Annotated in this window: 25 protein-coding genes and 1 tRNA gene; 6 read left to right on the top strand and 20 right to left on the bottom strand. The window is 69.1% G+C overall.

What is annotated here, in order from left to right; translation table 11 throughout:
* Positions 1-6: 6 nt before the first annotated feature.
* From rfbC to QMK34_RS14680, 13 genes are all read right to left on the bottom strand, one after another.
* Positions 7-552 (bottom strand): dTDP-4-dehydrorhamnose 3,5-epimerase, encoded by a 546-nt coding sequence (gene rfbC / locus QMK34_RS14740; protein WP_326414492.1) that lies wholly within the window; start codon positions 550-552, stop codon positions 7-9.
* Complete coding sequence (locus QMK34_RS14735) at positions 549-1,784, bottom strand: polysaccharide pyruvyl transferase family protein (RefSeq protein ID WP_326414491.1); 1,236 nt, start codon at positions 1,782-1,784, stop codon at positions 549-551. Before QMK34_RS14735 ends, rfbC begins: the two co-directional genes overlap by 4 nt.
* Positions 1,781-2,731: a glycosyltransferase family 2 protein gene (locus QMK34_RS14730; protein ID WP_326414490.1), complete on the bottom strand. Its 951-nt coding sequence runs from the start codon at positions 2,729-2,731 to the stop codon at positions 1,781-1,783. The genes QMK34_RS14735 and QMK34_RS14730 overlap by 4 nt, the downstream gene beginning before the upstream one ends.
* Positions 2,728-4,002 carry a hypothetical protein gene (locus QMK34_RS14725; protein WP_326414533.1) on the bottom strand — a complete coding sequence of 425 codons (1,275 nt, stop codon included), beginning with the start codon at positions 4,000-4,002 and terminating at the stop codon, positions 2,728-2,730. Before QMK34_RS14725 ends, QMK34_RS14730 begins: the two co-directional genes overlap by 4 nt.
* Before the next feature lie 44 nt (positions 4,003-4,046).
* Positions 4,047-5,327: a DUF4910 domain-containing protein gene (locus QMK34_RS14720; protein ID WP_326414489.1), complete on the bottom strand. Its 1,281-nt coding sequence runs from the start codon at positions 5,325-5,327 to the stop codon at positions 4,047-4,049.
* Positions 5,327-6,349 (bottom strand): NAD-dependent epimerase/dehydratase family protein, encoded by a 1,023-nt coding sequence (locus QMK34_RS14715; protein WP_326414488.1) that lies wholly within the window; start codon positions 6,347-6,349, stop codon positions 5,327-5,329. Before QMK34_RS14715 ends, QMK34_RS14720 begins: the two co-directional genes overlap by 1 nt.
* Before the next feature lie 5 nt (positions 6,350-6,354).
* Positions 6,355-7,002: a PIG-L deacetylase family protein gene (locus tag QMK34_RS14710; RefSeq protein WP_326414487.1), complete on the bottom strand. Its 648-nt coding sequence runs from the start codon at positions 7,000-7,002 to the stop codon at positions 6,355-6,357.
* Entirely contained in the window at positions 6,999-7,790 is a 792-nt protein-coding gene (locus tag QMK34_RS14705) for a sugar phosphate nucleotidyltransferase (RefSeq protein WP_326414486.1), read from the bottom strand. Before QMK34_RS14705 ends, QMK34_RS14710 begins: the two co-directional genes overlap by 4 nt.
* Positions 7,787-9,037: a class I SAM-dependent methyltransferase gene (locus QMK34_RS14700; RefSeq protein WP_326414485.1), complete on the bottom strand. Its 1,251-nt coding sequence runs from the start codon at positions 9,035-9,037 to the stop codon at positions 7,787-7,789. Before QMK34_RS14700 ends, QMK34_RS14705 begins: the two co-directional genes overlap by 4 nt.
* A gap of 284 nt (positions 9,038-9,321) precedes the next feature.
* Positions 9,322-10,275, bottom strand: coding sequence for a BtrH N-terminal domain-containing protein (locus QMK34_RS14695; protein ID WP_326414484.1), 954 nt, complete (start codon positions 10,273-10,275; stop codon positions 9,322-9,324).
* A gap of 52 nt (positions 10,276-10,327) precedes the next feature.
* Positions 10,328-11,200, bottom strand: coding sequence for an LLM class F420-dependent oxidoreductase (locus QMK34_RS14690; protein ID WP_326414483.1), 873 nt, complete (start codon positions 11,198-11,200; stop codon positions 10,328-10,330).
* A 2-nt stretch (positions 11,201-11,202) separates the two neighbouring features.
* Positions 11,203-12,075, bottom strand: a complete 873-nt coding sequence (locus QMK34_RS14685) for an LLM class F420-dependent oxidoreductase (RefSeq protein ID WP_326414482.1) — start codon at positions 12,073-12,075, stop codon at positions 11,203-11,205.
* A 52-nt stretch (positions 12,076-12,127) separates the two neighbouring features.
* Positions 12,128-13,096, bottom strand: coding sequence for a YncE family protein (locus tag QMK34_RS14680; RefSeq protein WP_326414481.1), 969 nt, complete (start codon positions 13,094-13,096; stop codon positions 12,128-12,130).
* 164 nt (positions 13,097-13,260) lie between these two features.
* Here QMK34_RS14680 and htpX point away from each other — a divergent pair, with 164 nt between their 5' ends.
* From htpX to QMK34_RS14665, 3 genes are all read left to right on the top strand, one after another.
* A complete protein-coding gene (htpX, locus tag QMK34_RS14675) occupies positions 13,261-14,124 on the top strand; it encodes a zinc metalloprotease HtpX (protein ID WP_326414480.1) in 864 nt (287 codons plus the stop codon).
* A 78-nt stretch (positions 14,125-14,202) separates the two neighbouring features.
* Positions 14,203-15,297, top strand: a complete 1,095-nt coding sequence (locus tag QMK34_RS14670) for an LLM class flavin-dependent oxidoreductase (protein WP_326414479.1) — start codon at positions 14,203-14,205, stop codon at positions 15,295-15,297.
* Between the two features lie 2 nt (positions 15,298-15,299).
* Positions 15,300-16,649 carry an NtaA/DmoA family FMN-dependent monooxygenase gene (locus QMK34_RS14665; protein ID WP_326414478.1) on the top strand — a complete coding sequence of 450 codons (1,350 nt, stop codon included), beginning with the start codon at positions 15,300-15,302 and terminating at the stop codon, positions 16,647-16,649.
* Between the two features lie 4 nt (positions 16,650-16,653).
* On the opposite strand, the gene rfbA is transcribed toward QMK34_RS14665, so the two are convergent.
* The 3 genes from rfbA to QMK34_RS14650 form a co-directional block, all read right to left on the bottom strand.
* Complete coding sequence (gene rfbA / locus QMK34_RS14660; protein WP_326414477.1) at positions 16,654-17,535, bottom strand: glucose-1-phosphate thymidylyltransferase RfbA; 882 nt, start codon at positions 17,533-17,535, stop codon at positions 16,654-16,656.
* Between the two features lie 71 nt (positions 17,536-17,606).
* Positions 17,607-18,752: a sialidase family protein gene (locus tag QMK34_RS14655; RefSeq protein ID WP_326414476.1), complete on the bottom strand. Its 1,146-nt coding sequence runs from the start codon at positions 18,750-18,752 to the stop codon at positions 17,607-17,609.
* 145 nt (positions 18,753-18,897) lie between these two features.
* Positions 18,898-19,338: a PASTA domain-containing protein gene (locus QMK34_RS14650; protein ID WP_326414475.1), complete on the bottom strand. Its 441-nt coding sequence runs from the start codon at positions 19,336-19,338 to the stop codon at positions 18,898-18,900.
* A 132-nt stretch (positions 19,339-19,470) separates the two neighbouring features.
* Between QMK34_RS14650 and QMK34_RS14645 the strand changes: the two genes are divergently transcribed.
* Both QMK34_RS14645 and QMK34_RS14640 read left to right on the top strand, forming a co-directional pair.
* Positions 19,471-20,163, top strand: coding sequence for a hypothetical protein (locus QMK34_RS14645; protein ID WP_326414474.1), 693 nt, complete (start codon positions 19,471-19,473; stop codon positions 20,161-20,163).
* Between the two features lie 9 nt (positions 20,164-20,172).
* Positions 20,173-20,475: a hypothetical protein gene (locus QMK34_RS14640; RefSeq protein ID WP_326414473.1), complete on the top strand. Its 303-nt coding sequence runs from the start codon at positions 20,173-20,175 to the stop codon at positions 20,473-20,475.
* A 95-nt stretch (positions 20,476-20,570) separates the two neighbouring features.
* Here QMK34_RS14640 and QMK34_RS14635 read toward each other — a convergent pair whose 3' ends face one another.
* The gene (locus QMK34_RS14635) at positions 20,571-21,062 is read right to left on the bottom strand and encodes a YajQ family cyclic di-GMP-binding protein (protein WP_326414471.1); all 492 of its coding nucleotides are present in this window, start codon (positions 21,060-21,062) and stop codon (positions 20,571-20,573) included.
* A gap of 117 nt (positions 21,063-21,179) precedes the next feature.
* On the opposite strand from QMK34_RS14635, the gene QMK34_RS14630 reads away from it, so the two are divergent.
* A tRNA-Tyr gene (locus QMK34_RS14630) sits at positions 21,180-21,260 on the top strand.
* A gap of 229 nt (positions 21,261-21,489) precedes the next feature.
* On the opposite strand, the gene lon is transcribed toward QMK34_RS14630, so the two are convergent.
* The 3 genes from lon to QMK34_RS14615 all read right to left on the bottom strand — a co-directional run bounded on the left by lon (position 21,490) and on the right by QMK34_RS14615 (position 25,930).
* The gene (gene lon / locus QMK34_RS14625) at positions 21,490-23,892 is read right to left on the bottom strand and encodes an endopeptidase La (protein ID WP_326414469.1); all 2,403 of its coding nucleotides are present in this window, start codon (positions 23,890-23,892) and stop codon (positions 21,490-21,492) included.
* A 191-nt stretch (positions 23,893-24,083) separates the two neighbouring features.
* Entirely contained in the window at positions 24,084-24,935 is an 852-nt protein-coding gene (locus QMK34_RS14620; protein WP_326414468.1) for an SAM-dependent methyltransferase, read from the bottom strand.
* 53 nt (positions 24,936-24,988) lie between these two features.
* A complete protein-coding gene (locus tag QMK34_RS14615) occupies positions 24,989-25,930 on the bottom strand; it encodes a GNAT family N-acetyltransferase (protein ID WP_326414466.1) in 942 nt (313 codons plus the stop codon).
* Positions 25,931-26,141: the final 211 nt, after the last annotated feature.

The raw sequence follows: 26,141 nt of genomic DNA, 5'->3' as shown, positions 1-26,141 counted from the left end.
TAAGGACTACCGGGTCTTGATCACCTCGGCGAGCGAAGGTGCGTCGGAGTCGCGGGGTGACATCAGTGTCACGGGGAGCGGCCAGGCGATGGCCAGCTCGGGATCGGCGTAGGCGATAGTGACGTCTTCGTCCGGATTGTGCGCTCTGTCTATTCGATACGATACGTCAGCCGGGTCCGTCAAGGCCTGAAATCCGTGGGCGCAACCCGAAGGTATGTAAAGCGTTACCTGGGTGTCGCCGGACAACTCAAAATACGCCTTGTCACGATACGTAGGGGAGTCGGGCCGTAGATCCACTACGACGTCGAACACCTTTCCGTACGAACAACGCACGAGTTTCGCCTCGCCCGCGCCGGCCCGTAAATGCATCCCACGCAGCACACCCTTGCGGGAACGGGACAAACTGTCCTGCGCGAAGCCGTCCGGGTCGATTCCCACCGAGCGCGCGACTTCGGCGTCGAACGTGCGGCTGAAGAAACCCCGCTCGTCACGGTGCGGAGTCGGCTCGAAGAGGTATGCGCCGTCGATGGACGGCACCGGGATGGCCTTCATCGGGCTTCCTCGCGTTCGGCGGTTGACGACTTCGGAACAGTGCTGTTGGGAAAAATGCTGCCGGTCAGGACCGAGAACTGATGCCGCAGCCGCGCTGCCGCCTCGGCGTTGCGCATGGTCATCGTTTCCCGCACCTCCGGTCCCTGCCTTTCGAGTGTGGCGAGCTGGCCGATCAGCCGATCGACCTCGAACGTCCGCACGGGCTGGCAGAACTCCGCCAGCCCCAGTTGCGCCATCAGCACATCGTTCTTCACGGCGTAGCCGAGCGAAATAGTCGGCTTCGACAGTTTCAACGCGCAGAGCACGTTGTGGAAACGCGTGGCGACCACCGCGTCGACCGCGGCCATTTCCCGCATCAGGTCGTCGAGGCAGGACACCCGCGCCGCGGCGACACCGCCATGGCCCGGCCGCCACCGCTGGACGTCGGCGAGGATCTCGTCGACCACGGCCTCGTCCGCGCTGTCCCCGGTGAACAGCCGCACCTCGCGGCCGTCGGAGACCAGCCGCCGGACAAACTGCTTCATCTTGGCGACGTACACCTCGTGGATCTCATCGGCGCGCGCGCGATCCGTGTTACCGCCGTGGTAGTCCATCACCCCGACGCCGACGGTCCCCGCCGCGGCCGGGACGTCCACCGGGATCGGCAGCGAGAACGCCAGGTCGGGATAGACCTCGTCGCGCGAGACGTCCACGCCCATCTCCCGCATCGCGTCGCGCGAAAGCTCGTCGCGATAGGACCGGTACGCGGCGAACCCGGCCGCCAGCTTGACCACCGCGCGGGTCGCCCGCTCGCCGATCACGTTCGCGCCGACGCTGACCAGCGCGACCTTCGTCCCGACGACCCGCCCGGACGCGCAGAGCAGCAGCAGCGAGTACGGGAAACCCCAGGGCCGCAAGGGAAGCGTCGCTTCGAGCACCCCCATGCCCGGCACGATCACGACGTCCTGGCGCCGGACCCACGCCGCCGTCCGGAAGACGTCGACGAGCTTGCCGAAGCCCTTTCCGGCGATGGATTTCACGCCCGACGCCGTCTCGTACTCCGACTGGTTCCAGTGCAGGGGAACGGTTTCGATGCCGTACCGCTCGCGGACCTGTTCCGGCCCACCGCAGAACGCGCTGACGACGGCGTCCGGATGCTGCTCGGCGAGGAAGCCGAGCACCGCCTCCAGCGAGCCGTCGTTGCCGAGATTGCCCGACCCGAGCAGCCCGAACAGGCCCACCTTCGTGCTCAAGCCGACCTGCTTTCACGGCCCGCGACGATCGTGTCGACGGTCAGGGACAGCTCGCTCGACACCACCGGCGCCCGGTCTTCGACGCGCTCACCGGCGCCGGGCCGGACGCGAGAAGCCGCCCACTGCAGCAGCGCGAAGTAGCACTGACGCCGCTCGGCCGACGAAAGCGGCGCGTTGCGGATCCCGGCGACGAAACCCCAGACGTACTCGGCGAGCAGCCGCGCGGTCGGGTTCGTGTACTTGTTGCCCCGCTTCGGATCCAGGTTCGCGCACCGCGAGCGCTTGCTCGGGTTGGCCCGTTCGGCGCGGCCAGGGTGGTCGCGGCGGAAGTACAGCAGCTCCGGCACCTGGTAGAACGGTCCGTGCAGCGCCAGCTCGGCGACGTACGTGCGGTCCGCGTGGTGGTAGCTGTCCATCGGGATCACGCGCCGCAGCACCTCCGTGCGGACGACGCCGTAGAAGTCGTCGCCGCCCGGTTCGAACAGCAGGCTCTTGTACCGCACCGGCGCCCGGCCGGCGTCCGTTTTGTGCTGGTAGTCCAGCGGGACCGTCACCGCGCCGTCGCCGTCGATGATCGCCTGCCACGAGTGGGCCAGGATCATCTGCGGCCTCGCGTCGAGCGCCTCGACGCACTTGCGCAGCAGGTCACGGCCGTACAGGTCGTCGTGCGAAGCCCACTTGAACAGCTCGCCGCGCGCCATCTCCAGCAGGATGTTGTGGTTCGGCGTCGCTCCGACGTTGCGCGGCTGGCGGAAGTAGCGGATCCGGGGATCGGACGCGGCGTACTTGCGGCAGATCTCCTCGGTGCCGTCCGTCGACGCGTTGTCGGCGATGATCAGCTCGAAGTCCTCGAAAGTCTGGCCGAGCAGGGCGTCGAGCGACTCGGCCAGGTATTCCTCGCCGTTGTAGACCGGTAGGCCGATGCTCAACCGGGGCACGGTGGTCATCGCGTCTTCACTTCTTCCTGGTCGGGCTCGGCCGTATCCTCGGGGCCGGCCGGTGGACGGGCGGCGTACTCGCGCAGCCCGATGTGCAGTTGGAACCACCAGACCGCGGACCCGCTCAGGGTGGCGACCGAGATGCCCCAGGCGGAGCCGAGCGCTCCACCCATGAAGGCGCCGGTCAGCCCGAAGGTCACATACGCGGCGGACGCGATCAGCTGGGAACGCAGGCTGCGCTTGGCTGCGCCGAGCGCCCGCAGCCCGGCTGCCGCGCCGGTGGTGAAACTCGCGCCGACGACGGCCAAGGTCACCGGCAGGATCAGTTGCGACGAGGTGTCCCAGAGGGACCCGAGCACGAACCGGCCCGCACTGTCGGGCAGCAGGAACAGGATCCCGAGGCCCCAGAGGAACGCGGCCGCGGCCTGCGCGCCCCCGAGGATCATGCAGAAATGCCGCAGCCGGTGCGGCGAGTGCTTCAGCACCCGAGCGCCCTCGGCCACGGTGACCAGCGACAACCCCATCAGCAGTGCGAGGAACGGGCCGAGCAGTTGCTCGGCGCCCCGCACGGTGCCGACCGCGGCGAACCCGGCGATCGCGCCGAGCCCGTACGCCCGCAGCTGGGAGGCGCCGCTGTTGCTGACGTTCTCGATCAGGTACCGGACGCCGAGTTCTCGATGCTCGGACACCCAGCCTCGGACGCCGCCGAGCTTCGGCCAGATCTCCGTCTGGACCCACCCGAACAGCGCTGCGACGCCCGCCGAAGCGCCCCAGGCCAGCAGGAAGCCGACTACGGTCCCGTGCCGCGCGGCCAGGATCATCGCCGGGAACAGCGCGACGCCCCACATCGCGTCGTTGAAGAAGGCTTTCTGACCCGCTCCAGCGGCGAAGAACGCGAAGCGCCAGGCGTCCTGAAGCAGCAGCGCGGGCATGACGACACCCAGCGCTACAAACGCTCCACCGAGAGGACCTCCGATAGCCATCCCGAACAGCAGGCTCAAGACCCCGGCGGCGACCCCGACGGCGAGCGCGGTGCCCGCGGCCTTCCCGACGGCGAGCCGCCACACGCTGAACGGGACCCCGCCGCCGAACCGCACCATGAGCGGGTCGGTCGCGAGCCCGCGCGACACGTTGAGCACCACGCCGTAGGTCACCCAAGCGAGGCTGAAGATGCCGAAGGCCACCGCGCCGAGCGAGCGGGCGACGTAGATCCCGACGATGAAGTTCGTCAGGCTCGACACCGCCTGGTCGCCCAGCCCCCAGCTCAGCCGCCCCGCCATCTTGCGGACGGCACTTGAGCGCAGGATGCCGGGGGCCACGCGGGTCACGCCTTGATCAGGTCGGCATCGAGCAGGGCGTCGGCGGCCACGACGACCGTGGCGAACGGCAGGCCGGAGCGCTCGGCGATGTCCAGCAGGCTGTGGTCGCCGTCGGACAGGTTGAGCACCCACAGCATCGCCATCTGCGCTTCCTTGGCGTCGCTGCGGCCGCCGAGCGAGCTGTACAGCCCGCGCTTGCCGAGCTGCGGCTCGCCGTACGGGCTCAGGTTCACGTAACTGCGGTCGCGGTCCAGCACGGCGAACGCCTCGCGGCAGGTCGCCAGGGTGTCCGCCATCGAGTCGGGTGACACGAAGTCCGGATTGTCCGCGGAGGTGTGGTACTCCGGGTAACCGGCGTACGGCGTCCGGGTGAGCGAACCGACGCCGAGGTTGAACCCGGGCGAGCAGAACTGCCGCTCGTCGTAGCCGTACGGCGAGAACTCCTTGACCTCGTGCGGCCGCGTGGACGTCTTGAGCACGTGCGCCATGACCTTGTCGATCTCGGCGTCACCCCGGCGGCTTTGCTTGTAAGTCAAGGAACCCCGGTCGCCCGCGCAGGCCAGCACGATCCCGTGCTTGACCCGCCCGACGTTCTCGAAGTTGCGTGCCAGCCACGTGATCGCGCCGATCGTGCCGGGCATGAACAGGAACCGGTACGTGTAGTACGGCTTCTCGCGCGCCAGCGCCTGTGCCAGCGAGATCGCCACCGCGATCCCGGCCAGGTTGTCGTTCGCCAGCGACGGATGGCAGGTGTGGCAGGACACGATCACCTCGTCGGTGACCTGGCCCGGCACCACGTGTTCGCCGTAGGTCAGGTGCCCGTCCTCGAGCGTCGAGTCGATGTGGACGTCGTAGTCGCCGTCCGGCAACGCGTCGAGGGTGTCCTGCGCGAGGCAGAAACCCCAGGTCGACGAGTAGTAACTCGTCCGGTACGGCACCCACGACGGGTTCTCGGGCAGCGTGTGGAGGTGCTTGCGCAGCTCGTCGAGGCTCATCGTCTCCGACACGGGGACGCTGTAGCCGACGACGTGCAGGTTCGACTCCTGGAAGTCGATCACGCGCTTGCCGGAGGCATCCGCGACATAGGCGTCGCGGATGTTCCACTCTTGCGGAACGGTCCAGTCGAGGACCTGCGTGCCGGTCGGCACCTCGTGCATCTCCAGCGGGACATGCTCGGCGACGATTTCCAGGGTGCGCCGGACACCGTCGCCGGTGATGCTGCGGCACAGCGGATACAGCCGCTCGACCAGCTCGTGCATCGCCTCGCCGGTCCCCAGCTCACGCATCAGCGCACCCGGAGGGTGTCGTCGACGCGCCCGGCCCCGGTGCGGTCCGCCAGCCAGTTCAGCCTGGTGAAGCGGCGCTCGAAGGCTTCCTTGGTCAGGTCGAACTTCCGGTACGCCTCGATGAGCTCGACCGCGCCGTCCTTGACCGACCAGTCGCAGTCGAAGCCCGGGATCGCTTCGCGGAAGCGCGCGAAGTCGACCCGGTACGAACGCGGGTCTGCCCCGGCCTCGCCCGTGATCCGCAGCGTCGAGCCCGGAACGGCCTCGACGACCTGCTGCGCGATCTCCGCGACGGTGACGTTGTTGGCCTCCGTGCCGATGTTGAACGCCCGGTTGTGCACGGCCTCGACCGGCGCGGCGAGGGCAGCGGTGAAGGCGCGGGCGATGTCCTTGGCGTGCACGAGCGGGCGCCACGGGGTGCCGTCGGAGAGCACGAGGACCTCGCCGGACAGGTGCGCGTGCGCGGTCAGGTTGTTCAGCACGATGTCCGCGCGCAGCCGCGGCGAGAAGCCGAACGCGGTCGCGTTGCGCAGGTACGTCGGCGCGAAACTGTCGTCCGCGAGCTCGTGGACGTCGGCCTCGACGCGGACCTTGGACTCCGCGTACGGCGTCACCGGGCGCAGCGGCGCGTCCTCGTTGACCAGGCCTTCGCCGCCCGAAGCGCCATAGACCGAGCACGTCGAGGCGTACAGGTAGCGGCTGACGCCCGCTTCCTTCGCCAGCTTCGCGAGCTTGACGGATGCGTGGTGGTTGATGTCGTAGGTGAGCTCGGGCGCCAGCGAACCCAGTGGGTCGTTGGACAGCGCGGCCAGGTGGATCACGGCGTCGAAGCCCGCCAGGTGCGAGGCGTCGACGTCACGCAGGTCGACCGTGAGCCCCTTCGGGTCCGCGGGGGCGGGGCCGAGCAGGCAGTCTTCGAACAGCCCGGAGTCGAGGCCGATGACCTCATGGCCCGCGGCGGCGAGCACCGGTGCCATCACCGTGCCGAGGTACCCCTTGTGCCCGGTCAGCAGCACGCGCATGGTCTTCAGCCCTTCAAATCTAGAGTGAGTTTTTTGAGTTCGAACGCCTCGGCGTAGCGCGCGTTGCACTCGATCCCGCGGATCCGCGCGAGGCCGAGGAAGGCCTCCCGGTCGTACCAGGGGCGATGCCGCTGGGAGCCGTAGTGCTCTTGGAGCAGCCGGACCTTCTCCTCGGCCAGCTCCGGCGTCAACGGCTGGTACGCGGACAGTTTGCCCAGGTCACCGTCCCATTTGACGATCTCGTAGCCGAGCGTCAGATGGTCGCGGTAGACCGTCGGGACCAGTGTGGCGAGCCCGCGGTGGTCCTGGTGCGCGTCCTCGGTCCGAGGTGCCAGCACCAGCTGCGGGTCGGTCCGTCCACGCAGTTCTTCGAGCGCGGACTTGGCCTCTTCCCAATGCGACGGGAAGCGGCCGTCGGGCAGTTTGAGCACGGTGACGTCGAGGTCGGCGCCGGGGCAGAACGCGCCGAGCGCGACCCGCTCCTCGGCCTCCCGGTCCGTCCCGCCACCCGAAAGCACCAGCGCGTCGACCCGGACGCCCGGGTTGTCCGCGCAGATCGTCAGCAGCGTGCCGCCCGCGCCGATCGCGATGTCGTCACAGTGCGCGCCGAGCGCGACGACCCGGGTGAGCCGACCGGCCCCGAACCGGATCACGCGGTGCTCGCCGCAGGCTGCTCCCACAGCGCCCACGGCCGTTCGCCGTGCGCGTAGCCCTCGTCAAGCGCGAAGCGTTCCTTCACCGTGTCGGTCGGCTTCCAGAAACCGCGGTACGGGTACGCCAGCAGCTTGCCGCGCTTCGCGAGCTCGCCGCAGCCGTCGGCGACCAGGTCGCCGTTCTCGGGGATGTGGTCGAAGACCTCCTGGCGCAGCACGAAGTACCCGCCGTTCTCCCACAGCGGCATCTCGGACACCGGCGTGAGCGCGCCGATCATGCCGTCCTCGCCCATCTCGACGCAGTGGAACGACGACTGCGGCGGCACGACCATCATCGACGCGCCCGCTTCGGTCGCCGAGAAACGCTCGATCATCTCGGGCAGCGGGGCGTCGGTGAGCACGTCGGCATAGTTGGCGAGGAACATCTCGTCACCGTCGAGGTACTCACGCACGCGGCGCAGGCGTTCCCCGATCGGCGACTCGATGCCGGTCTGCTTGAACGTGATCGTCCAGTCCGCGATGTCGGTCGAGAGCAGCTCGGGCTTGCCGTCGCGGAGGATGAAGTCGTTGGAGGTGGTCTCCTCGTAGTTGAGGAAGAACTCCTTGATGTGGTGCGCCCCGTACCCGAGGCACAGGATGAACTCGGTGTGGCCGAAGTGCGCGTAGTAGCGCATCACGTGCCAGATCAGCGGTCTCGGACCGACCATCGCCATCGGCTTGGGCACGTCGGACGCGTCACCGTTGCGCATCCGCATGCCGTAACCACCACAGAAAAGGACGACCTTCACGACTTCACCTCAGCGATGCTCGCGCTGTTTACGGACAGGTGCGGAATGGGGAACACGAGCCTGCCGCCCCAATCCTCCACATAGGACAGTTGTTCGGTCAGTTCCGTCCGGAGGTTCCACGGAAGGACGAGCACGTAGTCGGGCTTGTCCGCGGCGATGCGCTCGGGTTCGAGGATCGGGACGCGGGTGCCGGGGGTGAACCGGCCGTGCTTGTAAGGGTTGCGATCCACGGTGTACGCCAGCAGATCCGACCGGATACCGCAGTGGTTGAGCAGTGTGTTTCCCTTGCCGGGCGCGCCGTACCCGACGACGGTCTTGCCCTGCTTCGCCGCGGTGACAAGGAATTCGAGCAGATCCAGCCGGACGCGGGTGACCCGCTCGGCGAACTCGGTGTAGCCAGAGAGCTCGTGCAGCCCCGCGGCCTTCTCGGCCGCGAGGACGTCCATCATGCGCTGGCTCGGCTCACCGGCGACGGCCGTGGGCCGCGACCAGAGGCGGATCGAGCCGCCGTGGGTCGGCAGAAGCTCCACGTCCACCACGGAAAGCCCGCCCATCGCGAGCGCGCGGCGCGCGGATTCCACGGTGTAGTACTGGAAATGCTCGTGGTAGATCGTGTCGTACTGGTTGTCCTGGATCAGCGTGAGCAGGTGCTGCACCTCGATGCTGACCCAGCCGTCGTCCGCCACGAGCGCACGCAGCCCGTGGGTGAACCCGATGACGTCCGGGATGTGCGCGTAGACGTTGTTGGCCGCGACGAGGTTCGCGGGGCCGTGCTCGTCGCGCACCTCACGTCCGGTTTCGGGGCTGAGGAACGCCGTTTTCGTCGGCACCCCGGCTTCGCGGGCGGCCTGCCCGACGTTCACCGAAGGCTCGACGCCGAGGCAGCGGATCTGCCGCGCCACCACATGTTGCAGCAGGTAACCGTCGTTGCTGGCGACCTCGACCACGAACGAGTCCTCGTTCAGGCCGAGCCGTTCGACGGCGTTGTCGACAAACGTCTTCGCGTGTTCGACCCACGACGTCGAGTACGACGAGAAATAGGCATAGTCGGTGAAGGTGTCTTCAGGGCTGATGAGGGGCGGGATCTGCGCCAGCCAGCACTCCGTGCACACCTTGAGGTGCAGCGGGTAAGTGGGCTCCGGCTCGTCGAGCTGCTCCGCGGTGAGGAATCGCTCACAGGGCGGGGTCGCTCCGAGATCGACGACACTGGCCAAGGTCGTCGAACCGCAGAGTCGGCATGAGGTCATTTTTCCTGGCTCCTTGGCTCGCGACAGGCGTCCTAGACACGTCGACGGGCACCGGGAGGTCGTTACAAGGGCTGTCGGGGGCGTTCTCCATCGATTCTGAAATGAGACCTCGTCCAGGGGGTTTGTTCGCCTGCCCGCAACCTGGCCCCACCGGTCACGCTGTGCTTGCCATCACACCCGCACCTGCCATCACACCCGCCGGGGTGACCCCAACGCGGCGACGGCTTCGGTCTCGGCCGCGTGAATCACCCGCAACCGCGTGCCGAGGTCGCCGAACAGCGCGTTCACCTGTTCGGCGGTGAACGGGATCTCCTCGTCGTAGTGCGCGCGCAGCCGCGACAGCTCCTCACCGGCCGCCGCCGCCGCGGCCACACCCTCGTCGACGGCAGGGCCGCCTCGGCCAGCTTGTCCCACTGCCGCCCGATGGCCCGCCAAGCCGTCGCCTGCTCGGCCAGTGTGGGTAGTTCCAGCAGGTCAGACGCCTCACCGAGGCCGTCGGCGAACAACCCGCGCAGGTGCTCACCGGCCGCGACGCCCTCCCACACCGTCAGCAGCGCCCCGACCAGCCCCCGCCGCTCGGCGAACACCCGCGGCCAGCCCTTCGCACTCCGCCCGTCGGTCATGGCCTTGGCCCACCGCTCCCACGCGGGCAGCGAACCGGCCAGCCGCCGCGCGCAGTCCGCCAGCCCGCCCCGCACTGCCGCTGGCAGCTCGCCGACCTTCCCCGGCCGGATCGCGACCAGCAGGTTCTTGTGCGCCCCGACCCCGTCCCGCGCGACGTCGAACGCCCGGCGTTCGACCGTCAACGGCGCGAGATTCCGATCGTCGAGGAGCACCCGCCCGTCCTCTTCGCCGTACGCGACGACGAAGTGCCCGCCGCCCCCGCCGAGCTGCACCAGCACCGGTCCCTCCGCCAGCTCGGCCGAAAACCGTTTGGCAGCAGCACGTTTACTGCCCGTGGTGTGCACCCCGGCCTCGAGCCCCAGTCTGTCCACAATAGACGCAAGCCACTCCTGTGGCTGCTCGTGCCTGCTCCGGAAACCCAGCGCCAGCGCCGAACCCGCCTCCCGCGCGAAGTCCCGCAGGACGTACCCCGCACCGATCCCGCCGCTCGCGACGAACACCAGTGCCTCACTCACCGGCTGCTCGTCCGGCCCGTGGATCCCCAGGTGCGCAAGCACATTCGCCACCGCCGCGACATCGCCGTGGCGCCCGCCCCGCAGCTCGTACCCGCTCATCCCGCCATCGTGTCACGGCCCGGGTAAAGCCACCCTCAGCTCCGCAGCCGCCTTAAAACCCGCTCACCACGGGAATGACGTCCGTTGCGAACCGCTCGAGCACGTCGGGCCGCGGCACGCCGGGAGCCCAGCCGAGGGCCGCGTCGATCCCGAGCTCGGACAGCCTGCCCAGCTCGTCGATCAGCTCACCGGTCTTCTCGCCGTTCTCGCCCGTGTCCAGCCACAACGACACCGTCTTGGTGATCTCGGCGTAGTCGCGGCCCTCGTTCTCGCAGTGCTGCTTGAGCACGTCGAGCTTGTGCCCGAGGTCGGCGCTGCCGATCAGGTTGCACGCGTCGGCGTACTTCGCGACGAAGCGCAGCGTCTTCTTCTCGCCGCCGCCGCCGATCAGGATCGGCGGCCGGGGCCGGGTCAGCGGCTGGGGAACGTTGAGCAGCCGTTCGGCGTCCACGTGCGTGCCCTTGAACGGCTCGTCGCCCTCGGCCCACATCTGCCGCACGTAGCGCAGCGCGTCCTCCAGCAGCTCGAACCGCTCGGCCGTCGGCGGGAACCGGATGCCGAGCCCGCGGGACTCCTCCTCGTTCCATCCCGCGCCGAGGCCGAGGACGGCCCGGCCGTCGGACAGCACGTCGAGCGTGGTGATCGCCTTCGCGAGCACACCGGGGTGGCGGTAGATCACGCCGGTCACCAGGGTGAGCAGCTTGACGCGTTCGGTGTGCGCGGCCAGGAAGCCGAGCGTCGTGTACGCCTCCAGCATGTCGTGCTCCGGTGGCCCGTAGCGCGAGATCTGGAAGAAATGGTCCATTACGGACAGGTAGCCGAAGCCGGCCTGATCCGCGGCGCGCGCGACCTCCGCCAGGTCCTTGCCGAGCCCACTCGGCCCGTTCGCCCACGTGAGGTCGGGCAGGTGCAGTCCCAGTTCCATGCTCAGAGTGCCTCCGCCGCCGGGATGATCTCGCTGCCGAACCGCTCCAGCAGCTCGGTGTCGGGCAGCCCCGGCATCGCGCCCAGCGCGACGTCGATGCCCAGCCCCCGCAGCCTGCCCAGCTCGTCGATGAGCTGCGCGGACTTCTCGCCCTTCTCGCCGATGTCGAGCACGTGGTAGACGGTCTTGGTGATCTCGGCGTAGTCGCGGCCCTCGTTCTCGCAGTGCTGCTTGAGCACGTCGAGCTTGTGCTCCAGGTCGGGGCTGTTGAAGAGATTGCACGCGTCGGCGTACTTCGCGACGAAGCGCAGCGTCTTCTTTTCCCCGCCGCCGCCGACCATGATCGGCGGGTGGGGCCTGGTCAGCGCCTGCGGAACGTTGAGCAGGCGCTCGGCGTCGACGTGCTTGCCCTTGAACGGCCCGTCGCCGTCGGCCCACATCTGCTTGACGTACTGGAGCGCGTCCTCCAGCAGCTCGAACCGCTCGGCGGTGGACGGGAACGGGATGCCAAGGCCCTTGGACTCCTCCTCGTTCCAGCCGGCGCCGATGCCGAGGATCGCCCGGCCGCCGGAGAGCACGTCGAGCGTGGTGATCGCCTTCGCGAGCACACCGGGGTGGCGGTAGATCACCCCGGTGATGACCGTGAGCAGCTTGGCGCGCTCGGTGTGCGCGGCCAGGAAGCCCAGCGTCGTGTACGCCTCCAGCATGTCCGTGTCGGCCGGGCCGACCTGCGAGATCTGGAAGAAGTGGTCCATCACGGCGAGGTATTCGAAACCCGCCTCGTCCGCCGAGCGGGCGACGCGCGCGAGGTCGGCACCGAGGGTGGCGGGCCCGCCCGCCCAGGTGAAGTTCGGAATCTGCAGCCCAAGTTTCATGACTCCGACGGTATACCCGGAGTTACTCCATGTGTGGGCTTCGCGGCACCGCTCAGAAGTCCCTGATCAGGGAAACCCTGCCGTGCAAGGGATCCGTCACATAAACAGCGCGCGTGCGCTGATCGACGGCGAGGTCGCCAGGGTTGATCCCGAGGGTGAGCTCGCCGCTGAGCGCGCCCAGCGCGCCGTCGATCTTCGCGATCCCGTTCGGACCGCCGTTGGTGTACACGGTGTTCGTGCCCTCGTGCACGGTCACCGCCGAAGCCTCGCTGCGCAACAGGATCGTCTTGCGCTCGGCGTATGTCCTGGAGTCCACAACGGACAGATGGTGGATGGCGGAGTTCGCGACGTAGACCGTGCCGGTCGCGCGCTGGACGGCCACCCCGGTGGGGGACTGGCCCACCTTCGCGCTGCCGGTGAACCGCCCGGCCGTGATGTCGAAGATCTCCACCGAATTCGTCCCGACGCTGGTGCAGTAGGCGAGCTTGCGGCCGGGGTCCACGGCGATCCCGGTCAGGCTCGGCACCGGGCCCGGCACCAGGCTGCGCAGCGTGCAGCTCACGCCGTCGAGCACCGCGATCGTGCCGGTGGCGGCGCTGACGGCGTAGATCCGGTTCGCCTCCTCGTCGACGTCGACGCTCGACGCCCCGATCCCGGCGCCCAGCACGCTGACGACCTCGTGGGTGAGCCCGTCGAGCACCACGACCGTGCCGCCGGGCGGGTTGGCCACGTAGATCCGGTTTGTCACCGGGTCGACGGCGAGATCGCCCGGCCGCCCGCCGATCGGGATCACCGCGCTCAGCGTGCCGCTGACCGAGTCGAGCACCGAGACGACGCCGGTGGACGGGTCGGAGACGTAGGCGAAGCCGGTCACCGGGTTCACCGCGACCGAGGCCGGCGTGCCCCCGACGTCGATGGACGTCACCTGTTCGGCACGGGCCGGCGGTGCGAGCACCACGGCCCCGGCACCCGCCGCGGCCAGCGTGAACAGGGCTCGGCGGCTCAGTTCCGGTCCCCGCATCGACGCCTCCCACCAGTGGTGAATTCCGCACAGCGGCTGATCGTTTGCCGTTCGACCCTAACCCGCGCGAGGATGAGACGAAGGAACTTCGGGTCCCCCGATCGCGTTGTTTCCAGTGAGTAACCCACCCTTTGACGCCCGGTGAGCCGGAAGGAGCAGGACGCGTGCACAAGCACCAGAACGGGCTGAAGACCGTGCTCCTGCTCGGCGCGTTGTCCGCGATCATCGTCGGTATCAGCAGCATCTTCGGCCGGGGCGCGCTGTTCATCGGCCTGGTGATCGCACTCGGTGTCAACGCCTACGCGTACTTCAGCTCCGACAAGATGGCGCTGAAGGCCATGCACGCGCGCCCGGTGTCGGAGGCCGAACAACCCGCGATGTACCGGATCGTGCGCGAGCTGGCCACCACCGCCCGCCAGCCGATGCCGCGCCTCTACGTCAGCCCCACGCAGGCGCCCAACGCGTTCGCCACCGGCCGCAGCCCGCGCCACGCCGCGGTGTGCTGCACCGCGGGCATCCTCGGCCTGCTCAACGAGCGCGAGCTGCGCGCGGTGCTCGGCCACGAGCTGTCCCACGTGTACAACCACGACATCCTGATCTCCTGCATCGCGGGGGCGCTGGCCAGCGTCATCAGCGTGATCGCCAACATCGCGATGTTCTCCGGGCTGTTCGGCGGCGGCAACCGCGAGGGCGGCAACCCGCTGGTCGCGCTGCTGCTGGTGCTGATCGGCCCGATCGCCGCCGCCGTGGTCAAGATGGGCGTCAGCCGGTCACGGGAGTACCAGGCCGACGCGTCCGGCGCTGAGCTCACCGGCGACCCGCTCGGCCTGGCCGACGCACTGCGCAAGCTGGACAGCGGGACGAAGGCGGCGCCGCTGGTGCCGGAGCCGAACCTGGTCTCCCAGTCGCACCTGATGATCGCCAACCCGTTCCGCCCCGGCGAGTCGCTCTCGAAGATGTTCGCGACCCACCCCCCGATGGCCGACCGCATCCGCCGCCTCGAGGAAATGGCCCGCCGCCCCCGCTGACCCCGCGACTCGCGTCCGAATCGCGTCCCAGGGGGTGGGAGGGGGAATTCGGCAACCGGGAAGAAGGTTCGGCCGGACATGGTCTCCGCACAGCAGCTGCATCTGAGCGCCGCCCTCGACGGGGCGGGCCACCACCCCGCGGCCTGGCGGGTCTCGGCCGTCGAACCGCGAGCACTGTTCACCGCCGCTCACTACCTACAGCACGCGAAGCTCGCCGCAGCGGCTTCGCTCGACTTCGTCACCCTGGACGACACGCTGGGCCTCCAGCCCGGCGGCGAGGACGCCGTGCGCGGGCGGCTCGACGCCCTGCTTACCTTCTCCGCGCTGGCCCCCGTGACCAGCGGGATCGGCCTGGTCCCGACAGTCACCACGACGCACACCGAGCCGTTCCACGTGTCGACCTCGGTCGCGACCCTCGATTACGCCAGCCGCGGCCGCGCGGGCGTCCTCGCCGTCCCCTCGCGGTCGGAGGAGGAGGTCGCGCACTTCGGCCGCCGCACCCTTCCGGGTGACGCCGACGCCGAGGCGGAGAACACCGACGTCGTCGAGGTCATCACCCGGTTGTGGGACAGCTGGGAGGACGGCGCGATCATCCGCGACGAGCCGACCGGCCGGTTCATCGACCGCGAGAAGCTGCACTACGTCGACTTCGAAGGCCGGTTCTTCAGCGTCAAGGGCCCCTCGATCACCCCGCGCCCGCCGCAGGGCCACCCGGTCGTCGCGGTTTACGGCGACTCGCCGCACGCCACCGGCGCGGACGTGGTCCTGACCAGGGCAAACGACGTCACCAAGACCCGTGAGCTCGCCGCCCGGTTCCCCGGCGCGAAGGTCCTCGCGACGCTCTACGTCGTCCTCGCCGAGACCGAACAAGCCGCCCGCGACCGCCAGCGCGCCCTCGACGCGTACCTGGCCGAACCCTTCCGGCCCGACGCGCTCGAGTTCGTCGGCACCTCCGCGCGACTCGCCGCCGAGCTGCCGGGGCTGGCCGCCGCGGCCGGGGTCGACGGCTTCCACCTCCGTCCCGCCGTGCTGCCCGACGACCTGGAGCTCCTCACCGGCGAGGTCGTCCCCGCGCTGCGCGCCACCGGGCACTTCCGCGACGGCTACACCGGCGAAACCCTGCGCGAGCACCTCGGTCTGGGTGCCGCCGCCAACTCGTTCGTGGAGGCCTGAGGATGACCAAGCAGATCAAGCTCGCCGCGCACTTCCCCGGCGTCAACAACACGACGGTCTGGAGCGACCCCCGATCGGGTAGCCAAATCGACTTCTCGTCCTTCGAACACCTCGCCAGGACGGCCGAACGCGGCAAGTTCGACTTCCTCTTCCTCGCCGAGGGCCTCCGGCTGCGCGAGCACGCGGGCCAGATCCTCGATTCGGACGTCGTCGGCAGGCCGAACACCACCACGGTCCTGGCCGCGCTCTCCGCGGTCACCACCCGCCTCGGCCTCGCCGGAACGCTGTCGTCGACGTTCAACGAGCCCTACGAGGTCGCTCGCCAGGTCGCCAGCGTCGATCACCTGTCCGGGGGACGCGCGGCGTGGAACGTCGTCACCTCGCCGGACGCCTTCACCGGCCAGAACTTTCGCCGCGGCGGCTTCCTCAAGCGCGAGGACCGCTATCAGCGCGCCGAGGAGTTCCTCGCCACCGTGCGCGAGCTCTGGGACAGCTGGGCGCCGGACGCGCTGGTGGGGGACAAGGAAAACGGCGTGTTCGCCCGGCCCGGCCACTTCGTCCACAGTGGACCGCGGTCCGAGGCGGGTTTGCCAGCCGAAGGCCCATCGGCACAGTTCGACATCCGCGGCGAGTTCACCCTGCCGCGCACCCCGCAGGGCCAGCCGATCGTCATCCAGGCGGGTGACTCCGACGAGGGACGCGAGTTCGCCGCGAAATCCGCCGACGTGATCTTCAGCCGCCACGGCACCCTGGAAGACGGCCAGGCCTTCTTCCAGGACGTCAAAGGACGTCTCGCCGCGTACGGCCGCGAGCACAGTGAACTGCTGATCATGCCCGCGGCCACCTTCGTGCTCGGCGACACGGCCGCCGACGCGGAGGAGCGCGCCCGCGAGATCCGCTACCAGCAGGTTCGCCCGGCGACCGCGATCCAGTTCCTTGAGCAGCTGTGGAGCCGGGACCTGTCCGCCTACGACGCCGACGGCCCGCTGCCCGAGGTCGACCCCGACCCCGACGCGGAGCCGCTGACCTGGGGTCGCGTCCGGCACGAGAAGGACCCGGTCGCCACGGCCGCGAAGTGGCGCGCGATCGCGGAGGAGAAGAAGCTCTCGATCCGCGAGCTGGTGATCGAGATGACCACGCGGCAGCAGTTCGTCGGCACCGCGAGCGGGATCGCCGAGACGATCGACGACTACGTCCAGTCGGACGCGGCCGACGGCTTCGTGCTCGTCCCGCACCTGACTCCGGGCGGGCTGGACGAGTTCGTCGACAAGGTCGTCCCCCACCTGCGGGAACGCGGCGTTTTCCGGACGGACTACACCGGCACGACGCTGCGTGAGCACCTGGGCCTGTAAAAGCTCAGCCGGTGGCGCCCTTGGTGCGGGCCACCGCCATCAGGTACTCGCCGTAGCCGGACTTCGCGAGCTTGGCGCCCAGCGCGAAGCACTGGTTCGCGTCGATGTACCCCATCCGCAGCGCCACCTCTTCGAGGCACGCGATGCGGACCCCGGTGCGGTGTTCGAGCACCTGGACGAACTGGCCGGCTTCGAGCAGCGAGTCGTGCGTCCCGGTGTCGAGCCAGGCGAAACCGCGCCCGAGGTCGACCAGCTGCGCGCGGCCGCGGCGCAGGTAGTCCATGTTGACGTCGGTGATCTCCAGCTCGCCGCGGGGCGAGGGCTTGAGCCCGCGGGCGATCTCGATGACCTCGTTGTCGTAGAAGTACAGGCCGGTGATCGCCTTGTTGGACCGGGGGTTGGCGGGCTTCTCCTCGATCGAGATCAGCCTGCCGCCGGCGTCGACCTCGCCGACGCCGTAGCGCTGCGGGTCCTTGACCGGGTAGCCGAACAGCACACAGCCGTCGAGGCTCGACACCGCGTCGTGCAGGCGGGTGGAGAAGCCCTGGCCGTAGAAGATGTTGTCGCCGAGGACCAGCGCGACCTCGTCGTCGCCGATGAAGTCCGCGCCGATCACGAACGCCTCGGCGAGACCGTTGGGGCTGGCCTGTTCCGCGTAGGAGAGGCTGAGGCCGAACTGGTCGCCGTCACCGAGGAGCTTGCGGAAGTTCGGCAGGTCCTCGGGGGTGGAGATGATCAGGATCTCCCGGATCCCGGCGAACATCAGCACCGAGATCGGGTAGTAGATCATCGGTTTGTCATAGACCGGCAGCAGCTGCTTGGACACCGCCTGGGTGATGGGATGGAGGCGCGTTCCGCTGCCCCCGGCCAGCACGATGCCCTTCATGCACACTCCCGAACCTCGCCCGACGACCCGACAGGTTCACCCTACCGGTGGCTACTCGAGAGCCGGTCGACTCAGGAGCTGGGGCCCTTGCCGAAGTAGGCCTTGCAGCCCTTGTCGTACTCGGTGGCGACCTCGAGCACGTTCTTGCCGTCGTCGACCGGCAGCAGCGTCGAGCTGTAGTTGGGGCAGAAGTTGTTGTAGATCCCGTTGATGCGCACCGGCGCGGGCAGCTCGTACCAATTGCCGGAGCCGAGGTTGTCGTTCGCGAGCAGCGTCTGGCCGTTGCCGGGCTGGGCAACGCCGTCGGCGTTGGTGTAGATCTGCCCGACCATCATCAGGCGTACCCCGTTCGGGCCACCGGGGAACAGCGTCACGGTCTGTGCGTGCTGGAAGTAGTTGCCGGTCGCGGTGACCACCCTGGTGCCGGGGTCGGCGGGGTTGCCCCAGTTCGCGCCGTCGGGGGAGATCTTGAAGTACGGGTCGCAGTAGCGGTCGCCGAAATTGCAGATCTCGTAGGCGAAGTACGAGCGGCCGTCGGGGAGCTTGCGGATGTTCGGCATGCCGGGGCGCACCCGGTCCGGCGGGATGGCCAGCATCAGCTGCTTGGTGCCCCAGCTGGCCCCGTCGGTCGACGCGACCCGGTTGATCACCTGGGCGTACTTCGGCGCCTGGCTCTCGTCGGCGTAGCTGAGCCAGAGGGTGCCGCCGTTGTCGATGTTGAACTCGGGTTCCCAGACGCCGTCGTGGTTGTGCGACTGCGCGGGCTCGGCGAGGAACGACCAGGTGCGCCCGCCGTCCTTGCTGGCCCAGACCTTGATGCCGATGCGGCGGGCGGCGCCCGCGTCCTGCCGGTAGCTGGCCGCCCACAGCAGCGTGCCCGCGCGCAGCCGCCCGACCCGCTGGGGCAGCTCGAACAACGTGCCGCAACACTCGCCGAGCGCGCCGTCGGGGTCGCGCACCTCACCGATCTTCTGGAACGACGCGCCCTCGTCGGTGCTCTCCATGACCGGGGTGAACTTGCCACTGGCGTCTTCGCTGGTCAGCGCGGCGACGATGCGCCCGCGGTAGCCGGGCGTGTATTCGAGGCGGAGCAACCGCGCGTACGAGCCGTAGCCGGGCACGAGCTGCTGGCGTTCAGCCGCCGACGCGGGAGCGAACAGCGCCGCGATCACCGTCAGTGACATCAGCAGCGCGAGACGACGGGTGAAACGGCGCATACTGTGGACCTTCCTCACGGCAACCGGCCGATTACAGCACAGCGGATTCCGTGGTGGCCGAGGCTCGCGTACGCCGATAGCGAGAACCCCGCTTTCGGGTTACCTCAGGCAACCCGTTCGAGATTTGGTAGCCGTCAGTGACCGCCTAGTTGTCCGTGTACTTGATCGCGGTCAGCGTGATCACCGTGTCCGGCGCGACCTTCGTCCCGGCCGAGGGCGACTGCCCGGTCTGGACCCAGTTCCGGTCGAGGATCAGCGCCCGGCCGAGGCCCTTGCCGTCGACCTCGCGCAGGTTGTAGAGCCCGGCCTTCTGCATGGCGTTCTGCGCGTCCTGGTGGTTCATCCCGGAGACGTCCGGGACGGTGATCAGCTTGGCCGCGGGCGCTGTGGGGGCCGTGGGCGCTGTGGGGGCTGCGGGCACCGCCGTCGCCGCGGTGCTCGCCTGCTGGGCCGCCGAGGTCTCCGAGGTCTCCGACGTCGTCGAGGTCCCCGACGTCGTCGAGGTCCCCGATCCGGGTGAGCCGCAGGCGCCCAGTGCCGCGAGGGTGAGCAGGAAACCGGCCGTGTACCGCGCGATTCTTGCCATACCGGAATCATCGGCCCAGCGCGGGCGAGTGTTTCCGAAACCACTCGAACGGTGTGCGAAAATCGTCCGGGATGCGCCGATCGTCCGGCGCTCGAGGGGGATTCGGTGAACACGCGGAGTAAAAGCCTGCTCATGACAGGCGCGGTCGCGCTGTCGGTGCTGATGGCGGCCACCGGCTGTTCGTCCGGCGCGCGCGAAGGCCACGGCCGCATCGTGCACGCTGCGGCGGGCTCGGGTGACATCCCGCACGTCCCGACCGCCCCACCGTCACCGACCTCGACTCCGCCACCGGCACCCCAGGCGCCGGAGACCCATTCGGGCAAGGGCAACGCCGAGGTCGCCATCACGTGGCCCGACCGGATCGGCTTCGTCACCTTCGAATGCCCGAAATGCGGGTCCAACGTCATGGTCGACTCGGACGGCGGCGACTACGGCCTGGTCAACGCGATCGGCTCCTACAAGGGCACCCACTGGCTCAACTCCCTGCCGGGCCACCCCGCCACGAAACTCACCGTGCGCGCGACAGCCGACTGGACGTTCACGATCGCCGACGGCCGCGACCTGCCCGTCGCCGAGCCGGGCAAGACTCTTTCTGGCACCGGCGACGCCGTGGTGTCCCTGCCGGGCAAGACGGCGACGGCGGAGATCACGGCCAAGGGCAAGGGCCATTTCTCGGTGATGCTCATGCCCGCCGATCACACGGCGTACACGTCGCTGCCGGTCAACACCTCCGGCGGCGACGGCTACCACGGAACTGTCCCGCTCGCCGGTCCCGGCCTCCTGCAGCTGGACGCCGACTCGTCGTGGACCATCACCCCGGCGTAGTTTTGCCCGATGGACCCAGCCGAGGAACCTGACCTGGACCAGCTGCGCGCGCAACTGCGCGAGTCGGAGGAGACGAGCGCGAAGAGCAAGCAGATGCTCGAGGACACCGAGGGCGCGGAGCTCATCCGCGACCTCCAGGAGGCGATGGCGAAGGCCATCCTCCTCGGCCGCCCCGACATCGCCAGGAAAACCGCCGCGACCCTGGCCGAGCTGCAGACGGCCGAGAAGGAACTCCGGCTGCGAGAAGAGCTTTCGTCCGCCGCGAGGCACGAGGCCCAGACCCGGCTCTCGGACTTCCAGAACCGCGACTGACTGCCCCTGAAGGCCACCTTGACGGCGTCTAACGCCGTCAGGCCCGTCGCCGACGAGGCGACGGGCCTTTTGAAGACACAGTGGCCTTCAGGGACCTACCGGTAGTTCGTAAACTGCAGGGCGATCTCGAAGTCCTTGCCCTTGAGCAGCGCGATGATGTCCTGCAGCTGGTCCTTCTTCTTGCCGGACACCCGCAGCTGGTCGCCCTGGATCTGCGCCTGGACGCCCTTGGGACCCTCGTCACGGATGAACTTGGCGATCTGCTTCGCCTTGTCCGACGCGATGCCCTGGACGATCTTGCCGCTGACCTTGTAGATCTTGCCCGACAGCGCGGGCTCGTCGGGCTCGAAGGCCTTCAGGGAGATGTTCCGCTTGATCAGCTTCTCCTTGAACACCTCCACCGCCGCCAGCGCGCGCTCCTCGGTCTCGGATTCGATCGCGATGGCCTCCTCGCCCGACCAGTCGATCTTGGTGCCGGTGCCGCGGAAGTCGAACCGCGTGCCGAGCTCCTTGCTCGCCTGGTTCAGCGCGTTGTCCACCTCCTGGCGATCGACCTTGCTCACCACGTCGAAAGAGGGATCCGCCACGTGTTCTCACACCTCGTACTCGCTCGTCAGAAGCCTTCACCCTAGCCCTGGGCCACCCCGTCGACCGGCCCGCCACGGCGTTGGGTATTCTTTCTGACGGCTGGTTCGCCCAGCCACGGCGAGTTGCCCGAGCGGCCAAAGGGATCTGACTGTAAATCAGACGCGCAAGCTTCGGGGGTTCAAATCCCTCACTCGCCACACCACGAACGCCCCCGCTCAGCGGGGGCGTTTTCCGTTCCCGCAACCAGAACCCCGAAACTGTCGGACCCCCTCGCTAGCGTCGGGCATCCGGGGAAGGGGGATGACCGTGGCGTTCAGGATCGATCTGACGCTCGACTGCGCACAGTCGACGAAGCTGGCCGAGTTTAAACGAGCGAAGGGCCCTTACTCGCAGCCATCGCGAAGAAGGGCTCTTCGGCCAGTTTGCTTACGCGGCCTGTGGCACCGGTGTCGACGCCGGGGTCAGCGCCAGCTCCAGGACCTCGCGCACGTTCGCCACGGCGTGGACGTCCAGCTGTGCTAGCACTTCGGCGGGCACGTCGTCCAGGTCGGGCTCGTTGCGCTGCGGGATGATCACGGTCTTCATCCCGGCCCGGTGCGCCGCGAGCAGCTTCTGCTTCACGCCGCCGATGGGCAGCACGCGCCCGGTCAGCGACACCTCACCGGTCATCGCGACGTCCGACCGCACGACCCGCCCGGACAGCAGCGACGCCAGCGCGGTGGTCATCGTGACGCCCGCCGACGGGCCGTCCTTCGGCACCGCACCCGCCGGGACGTGGACGTGGATCCCACGCTCCTTCAGGTCGCCGACCGGCAGCTCCAGCTCCGCGCCGTGTGAGCGCAGGTAGGAGAGCGCGATCTGCACCGACTCCTTCATCACATCACCCAGCTGACCGGTCAGGGTCAGCCCGCTCGCGCCGGACTCCTGGTCCGCGAGCGACGCCTCGATGTAGAGGACGTCACCCCCGGCCCCGGTGACCGCCAGCCCGGTGGCGACACCCGGCGTCGCGGTCCGCTGGGTCGACGCGGGCAGCGAAGACTCCGGCAGGTGCCGCGGACGGCCGAGGTACGTGTCCAGGTCGGCGGCGTCGATGTTCAGCGGCAGCTCGATCTCGTCCAGCGCGACCTTGGTCGCCACCTTCCGCAGCACCTTCGCGATGGTCCGGTTCGTGTCGCGCACGCCCGCCTCGCGGGTGTACTCGGCGGCGATCCGGCTCAGCGCCGCGTCCGTCACCTTGACGTCCTCGACGCCGAGGCCCGCCCGCTCCAGCTCACGCGGGAGCAGGTGGTCGCGGCCGATGGTCACCTTCTCGTGCTCGGTGTAGCCGTCCAGCGTCACGAGCTCCATCCGGTCCAGCAGCGGGCCGGGGATCGTCTCGAGCGCGTTGGCCGTGGCCAGGAACACCACGTCCGACAGATCGAGCTCGACCTCGAGGTAGTGGTCGCGGAACGTGTGGTTCTGCTCCGGGTCCAGCACTTCGAGCAACGCGGCCGTCGGGTCGCCGCGGTAGTCGGCGCCGACCTTGTCGATCTCGTCGAGCAGTACCACCGGGTTCATCGACCCGGCCTCCTTGATGGCGCGGACGATCCGGCCGGACTGCGCGCCGACGTAGGTGCGCCGGTGGCCGCGGATCTCGGCCTCGTCCCGCACACCGCCGAGCGCCACGCGGACGAACTCGCGGCCCATCGCCTTCGCGACCGACGCGCCCAGCGATGTCTTGCCGACGCCGGGAGGGCCGACCAGCGCGAGCACCGCGCCCGAACGCCGTCCGCCGACCGGGCCGAGGCCCGCTTCGGCGCGACGCTTGCGCACGGCCAAGTACTCGATGATGCGTTCCTTCACGTCGGCCAGCCCGGCGTGATCGGCGTCGAGCACGTCACGGGCGGCGGCGATGTCGTGCACGTCCGTGGTGCGGTTGTTCCACGGCATTTCGAGGACGGTGTCGAGCCAGGTCCGGATCCAGCCGCCCTCCGGCGACTGGTCGGAGGTGCGCTCCAGCTTGTCGACCTCGGCCAGCGCGGCCTTCTTGACGTTGTCGGGCAGCTCGGCGGCCTCGACGCGGGCACGGTAGTCCGTGTCCTCGGCGGTGCCGTCCAGCTCGCCCAGCTCCTTGCGGATCGCTTCGAGCTGGCGGCGCAGCAGGAATTCCTTCTGCTGCTTGTCCATGCCCTCCTGGACGTCCTTGCGGATGGTGTCGGTCACCTCGAGCTCGGCCAGGTAGGCGCGGCTCCATTCGAGGGCCTTCTCCAGCCGGGCGGCGACGTCGAGGGTGCTGAGCAGCTCGAGCTTCTGCTCGATGTTCAGGTACGGCGCGTTGCCGGACAGGTCGGCGATCGAGGACGGGTCCTCGACCTGCTGGACGGCGTCGATCAGCTGCCAGCCGCCGCGCTGCTGGAGCACGGAGATCACGACGGACTTGTATTCGGAAGCGAGCTTGGTCGCCTGCTCGCCGGAGACCTCGGGGGCGTCGTCTGCGTGGACCCAGCGGGCGGCGCCGGGGCCGTCGGCGATCCGGCCCACCACGGCGCGGCCGGTGCCGCGCAGCAGGACGGCGGCCTTGCCACCGGGCACGCGCCCGATGCGCTCGACGGTCGCGATGGTGCCGAATTCGGCGTACTCGCCGTCGACGCGGGGGACGATCAGGACCTCGGCCTTGGCGGCCGAGCCCGACCGGATGCCGGGGAAGGACGCCGTGCTCGGCGTGTTGGCCTGCGCGGACTCCACCGCGGCTCGCGTCTCGGCGTCGGTGAGGTCGAGCGGCACGACCATGCCGGGCAGCACGACGTCGTCATCGAGCGGGAGGACGGGCAGGAGGCGGGTGTCGGTCATCTGTGCACTCCTCGGGTAGTTGAGTCTGCCTAGCTCAACTCTCCGATCGACCCGTTTGTTTCCGCTGGAGTGTTCACCCTGAGCGAAGCGGTCCCAGGCCCCCAAACATCCGAGCTAAATCCGTAGGTCACCGCAAAAACCTGACAGTTAGCCCGATAACTGTAGGTGCACTGGCGCAGACATCGGAGGTGTCAGGAGGGGCGTTGGGCGACGGCGCACCAGGCGAACGGCCGGGCCCCGGCCTCGATCGCGTTCGGCTTCCGCACCGGCCGCCAGTCGGGCAGGTGCGTGATCCCGGGTTCGAGCAGCGGCCAGCCGCCGAACAGCGCCTGGAGCTCGTCGCGGTCACGCAGCCACACCGGGTTGCTCGTTTCGCGGTACTGCTCGACGAACCACTGGATCCCGGCGAGCGCTTCGCCGGTCGCGGAGCCGTAGCTCATGTGCGAGATCGCCAGCCAGCTGCCGGGGACCAGGGCGTCGCGGTACTGCGCGACGATGCCTTCCGGGTCGTCGTCGGGGCCGACGAAGTGCAGGACGGCCATCATCAGCACGCAGACCGGCTTGTCGAAATCGATCAACCGCTTGGTCTCGGCGTGCCGCAGGATCTCCTTCGGCTTCCGCATGTCCGCCTGGACCAGCGCGGCCCAGTCGGTCGCGTCCTGGTCCTCGAGGATCAGGGTCCCGTGCGCGGCGGCCACCGGCTCGTAGTCCACGTAGATGACGGTCGCGCGCTCGTCGGCGCCGAGTTCGTCCATGATCACCTCGTGCACATTGCCCGCCGTCGGCACGCCGGAGCCGAGGTCGATGAACTGCCGGATGCCCGCCTGCAGCGCCGCCCGGACCGCCCGGTTCATGAACTCCCGGTTGTGTTTCGCGCCCGGCTTCACCCAAGCCCACTGCTCTTCGACGCGACGGCCGAACTCGCGGTCCACCGCCCAGTTGTGGCTGCCGCCGAGGTACCAGTCGTAGATCCGCGCCGCGGACGGCTTCTCGGTGTCCACGCCTTCGGGCGCTTTGGGCGCGGCGTCATCACTGTGGTTCACGTTTTCTCCCCGAGCTCTCGACCTTGCCGCCAGCGTAGCGAGCGGCACGCCGGTCAACGGCGGACGGCGGGCCTCCGCTGCCAGTACGTCCAGAGCGGCCGGTAGCCCTGCGCGTACCAGAACGGCGTGGACCGCGGATTGGCCAGCGCGTGGTGCAGCAGGACGACGTCGGCGCCGGCCTCATCGAAGACCTGGTGCGCGTGCGCGGTGAGCGCAGTGCCGACGCCGGTGGAGCGCGCGGCTTCGGCCACAGCCAGTGACGATAGGTAGCCGACTCTGCCCGCCGCCACCCGGTCGCTGATCCAGCCCGTTTCACCCGGTAACTGCACGTGTATGAGGCCGAGGGGCTGGCCGTAGAGCTCGGCGATCCACATCCTCGGCTCGTCACGCGCGAGCAGCGCACTCTGTTCGGTGGTGATCAGCTGCTCGGCGTTGTCGCGCAGGGTGACCGTGCCGAACTGGGCGTCGTACCGCTGCAACTCCCACTGCAGGTGCACCACGGTGGGCAGGTCACCGGGTTCGGCCGGGCGGATGCAGACCCCGGGCGTCGTGGGCGGACCAGCGCCGAGCCGGTCGGCGGGGCGCGCGGCGATGACCAGGACGGGCGCGAAACCGTGCCGGAGCAACTCCGCCGCGCCCGCCGAATCGCGGCTCGGCCGCGCCACGACGGCCGCGGCCTCGAGGTCGCCAGGTGTCGCCCTCATCCGGAGGTGTTCATCCCATTGGGTGAGTACTGCGCCGAAGGCTTCTTCCGGTTCGGTGCCGCACAGCTGGACGTCGAGCCGGTGCTCGACAAGCGTTCGCCAAAGGGCCACCGGGGAGTCCCCGGTGATCTGGGTGCGGGTCGCGAACCCGGCTGCCGCGGACTCGCCGGCGGTGGCGGTGAGCCACTCGCCGGCCGCGGAATCGGGCTCCGGTGCAGGTGATTCGGGCAGCAGCGCGTCGATCGTGGCCAGCCGCGCGGAGTGCGCGGCGGCGATCGCCTCGGTCGTCATCGCCCCATTGAAGCGCCTTCGCGGCCGATCGGGGGAGAGTTCAGGAGATCGTGTCCCGGCTACCGGGTGTGCCGGAGCGGAACGCGAATAACGCTCCTATTTCACTCCTTGGTCCACGCAGGTCAGCGAGACATGCCCATTGTTAACCCTGGGGTGATCTCCTACTGTCTCGAAAGGGACTCGGGTACGCCCTCCGGGGTACTGTAATGCC

It is taken from the genome of Amycolatopsis sp. H20-H5 (assembly GCF_035828755.1).
In the GTDB taxonomy this organism is placed as follows: domain Bacteria; phylum Actinomycetota; class Actinomycetes; order Mycobacteriales; family Pseudonocardiaceae; genus Amycolatopsis.
The sequence above is the reverse complement of the archived record's forward strand: the minus strand, read 5'-3'. Positions and strand labels throughout refer to the sequence as shown.

Bases quoted from the DNA above. Each gene is read 5' to 3' on its own strand.
- QMK34_RS14680 (WP_326414481.1), bottom strand. From the start codon at position 13,096: ATGCGGGGACCGGAACTGAGCCGCCGAGCCCTGTTCACGCTGGCCGCG.
- QMK34_RS14720 (WP_326414489.1), bottom strand. From the start codon at position 5,327: ATGCGTGAGCTGGGGACCGGCGAGGCGATGCACGAGCTGGTCGAGCGG.
- QMK34_RS14670 (WP_326414479.1), top strand. From the start codon at position 14,203: ATGGTCTCCGCACAGCAGCTGCATCTGAGCGCCGCCCTCGACGGGGCG.
- QMK34_RS14725 (WP_326414533.1), bottom strand. From the start codon at position 4,002: ATGGCGGGGCGGCTGAGCTGGGGGCTGGGCGACCAGGCGGTGTCGAGC.
- QMK34_RS14715 (WP_326414488.1), bottom strand. From the start codon at position 6,349: ATGCGCGTGCTGCTGACCGGGCACAAGGGGTACCTCGGCACGGTGATG.
- QMK34_RS14615 (WP_326414466.1), bottom strand. From the start codon at position 25,930: ATGACGACCGAGGCGATCGCCGCCGCGCACTCCGCGCGGCTGGCCACG.
- QMK34_RS14655 (WP_326414476.1), bottom strand. From the start codon at position 18,752: ATGCGCCGTTTCACCCGTCGTCTCGCGCTGCTGATGTCACTGACGGTG.
- lon (WP_326414469.1), bottom strand. From the start codon at position 23,892: ATGACCGACACCCGCCTCCTGCCCGTCCTCCCGCTCGATGACGACGTC.
- QMK34_RS14650 (WP_326414475.1), bottom strand. From the start codon at position 19,338: ATGGCAAGAATCGCGCGGTACACGGCCGGTTTCCTGCTCACCCTCGCG.
- QMK34_RS14730 (WP_326414490.1), bottom strand. From the start codon at position 2,731: ATGACCACCGTGCCCCGGTTGAGCATCGGCCTACCGGTCTACAACGGC.
- QMK34_RS14685 (WP_326414482.1), bottom strand. From the start codon at position 12,075: ATGAAACTTGGGCTGCAGATTCCGAACTTCACCTGGGCGGGCGGGCCC.
- QMK34_RS14665 (WP_326414478.1), top strand. From the start codon at position 15,300: ATGACCAAGCAGATCAAGCTCGCCGCGCACTTCCCCGGCGTCAACAAC.
- QMK34_RS14640 (WP_326414473.1), top strand. From the start codon at position 20,173: ATGGACCCAGCCGAGGAACCTGACCTGGACCAGCTGCGCGCGCAACTG.
- rfbA (WP_326414477.1), bottom strand. From the start codon at position 17,535: ATGAAGGGCATCGTGCTGGCCGGGGGCAGCGGAACGCGCCTCCATCCC.
- rfbC (WP_326414492.1), bottom strand. From the start codon at position 552: ATGAAGGCCATCCCGGTGCCGTCCATCGACGGCGCATACCTCTTCGAG.
- QMK34_RS14645 (WP_326414474.1), top strand. From the start codon at position 19,471: ATGACAGGCGCGGTCGCGCTGTCGGTGCTGATGGCGGCCACCGGCTGT.
- QMK34_RS14700 (WP_326414485.1), bottom strand. From the start codon at position 9,037: ATGACCTCATGCCGACTCTGCGGTTCGACGACCTTGGCCAGTGTCGTC.
- QMK34_RS14695 (WP_326414484.1), bottom strand. From the start codon at position 10,275: ATGAGCGGGTACGAGCTGCGGGGCGGGCGCCACGGCGATGTCGCGGCG.
- QMK34_RS14690 (WP_326414483.1), bottom strand. From the start codon at position 11,200: ATGGAACTGGGACTGCACCTGCCCGACCTCACGTGGGCGAACGGGCCG.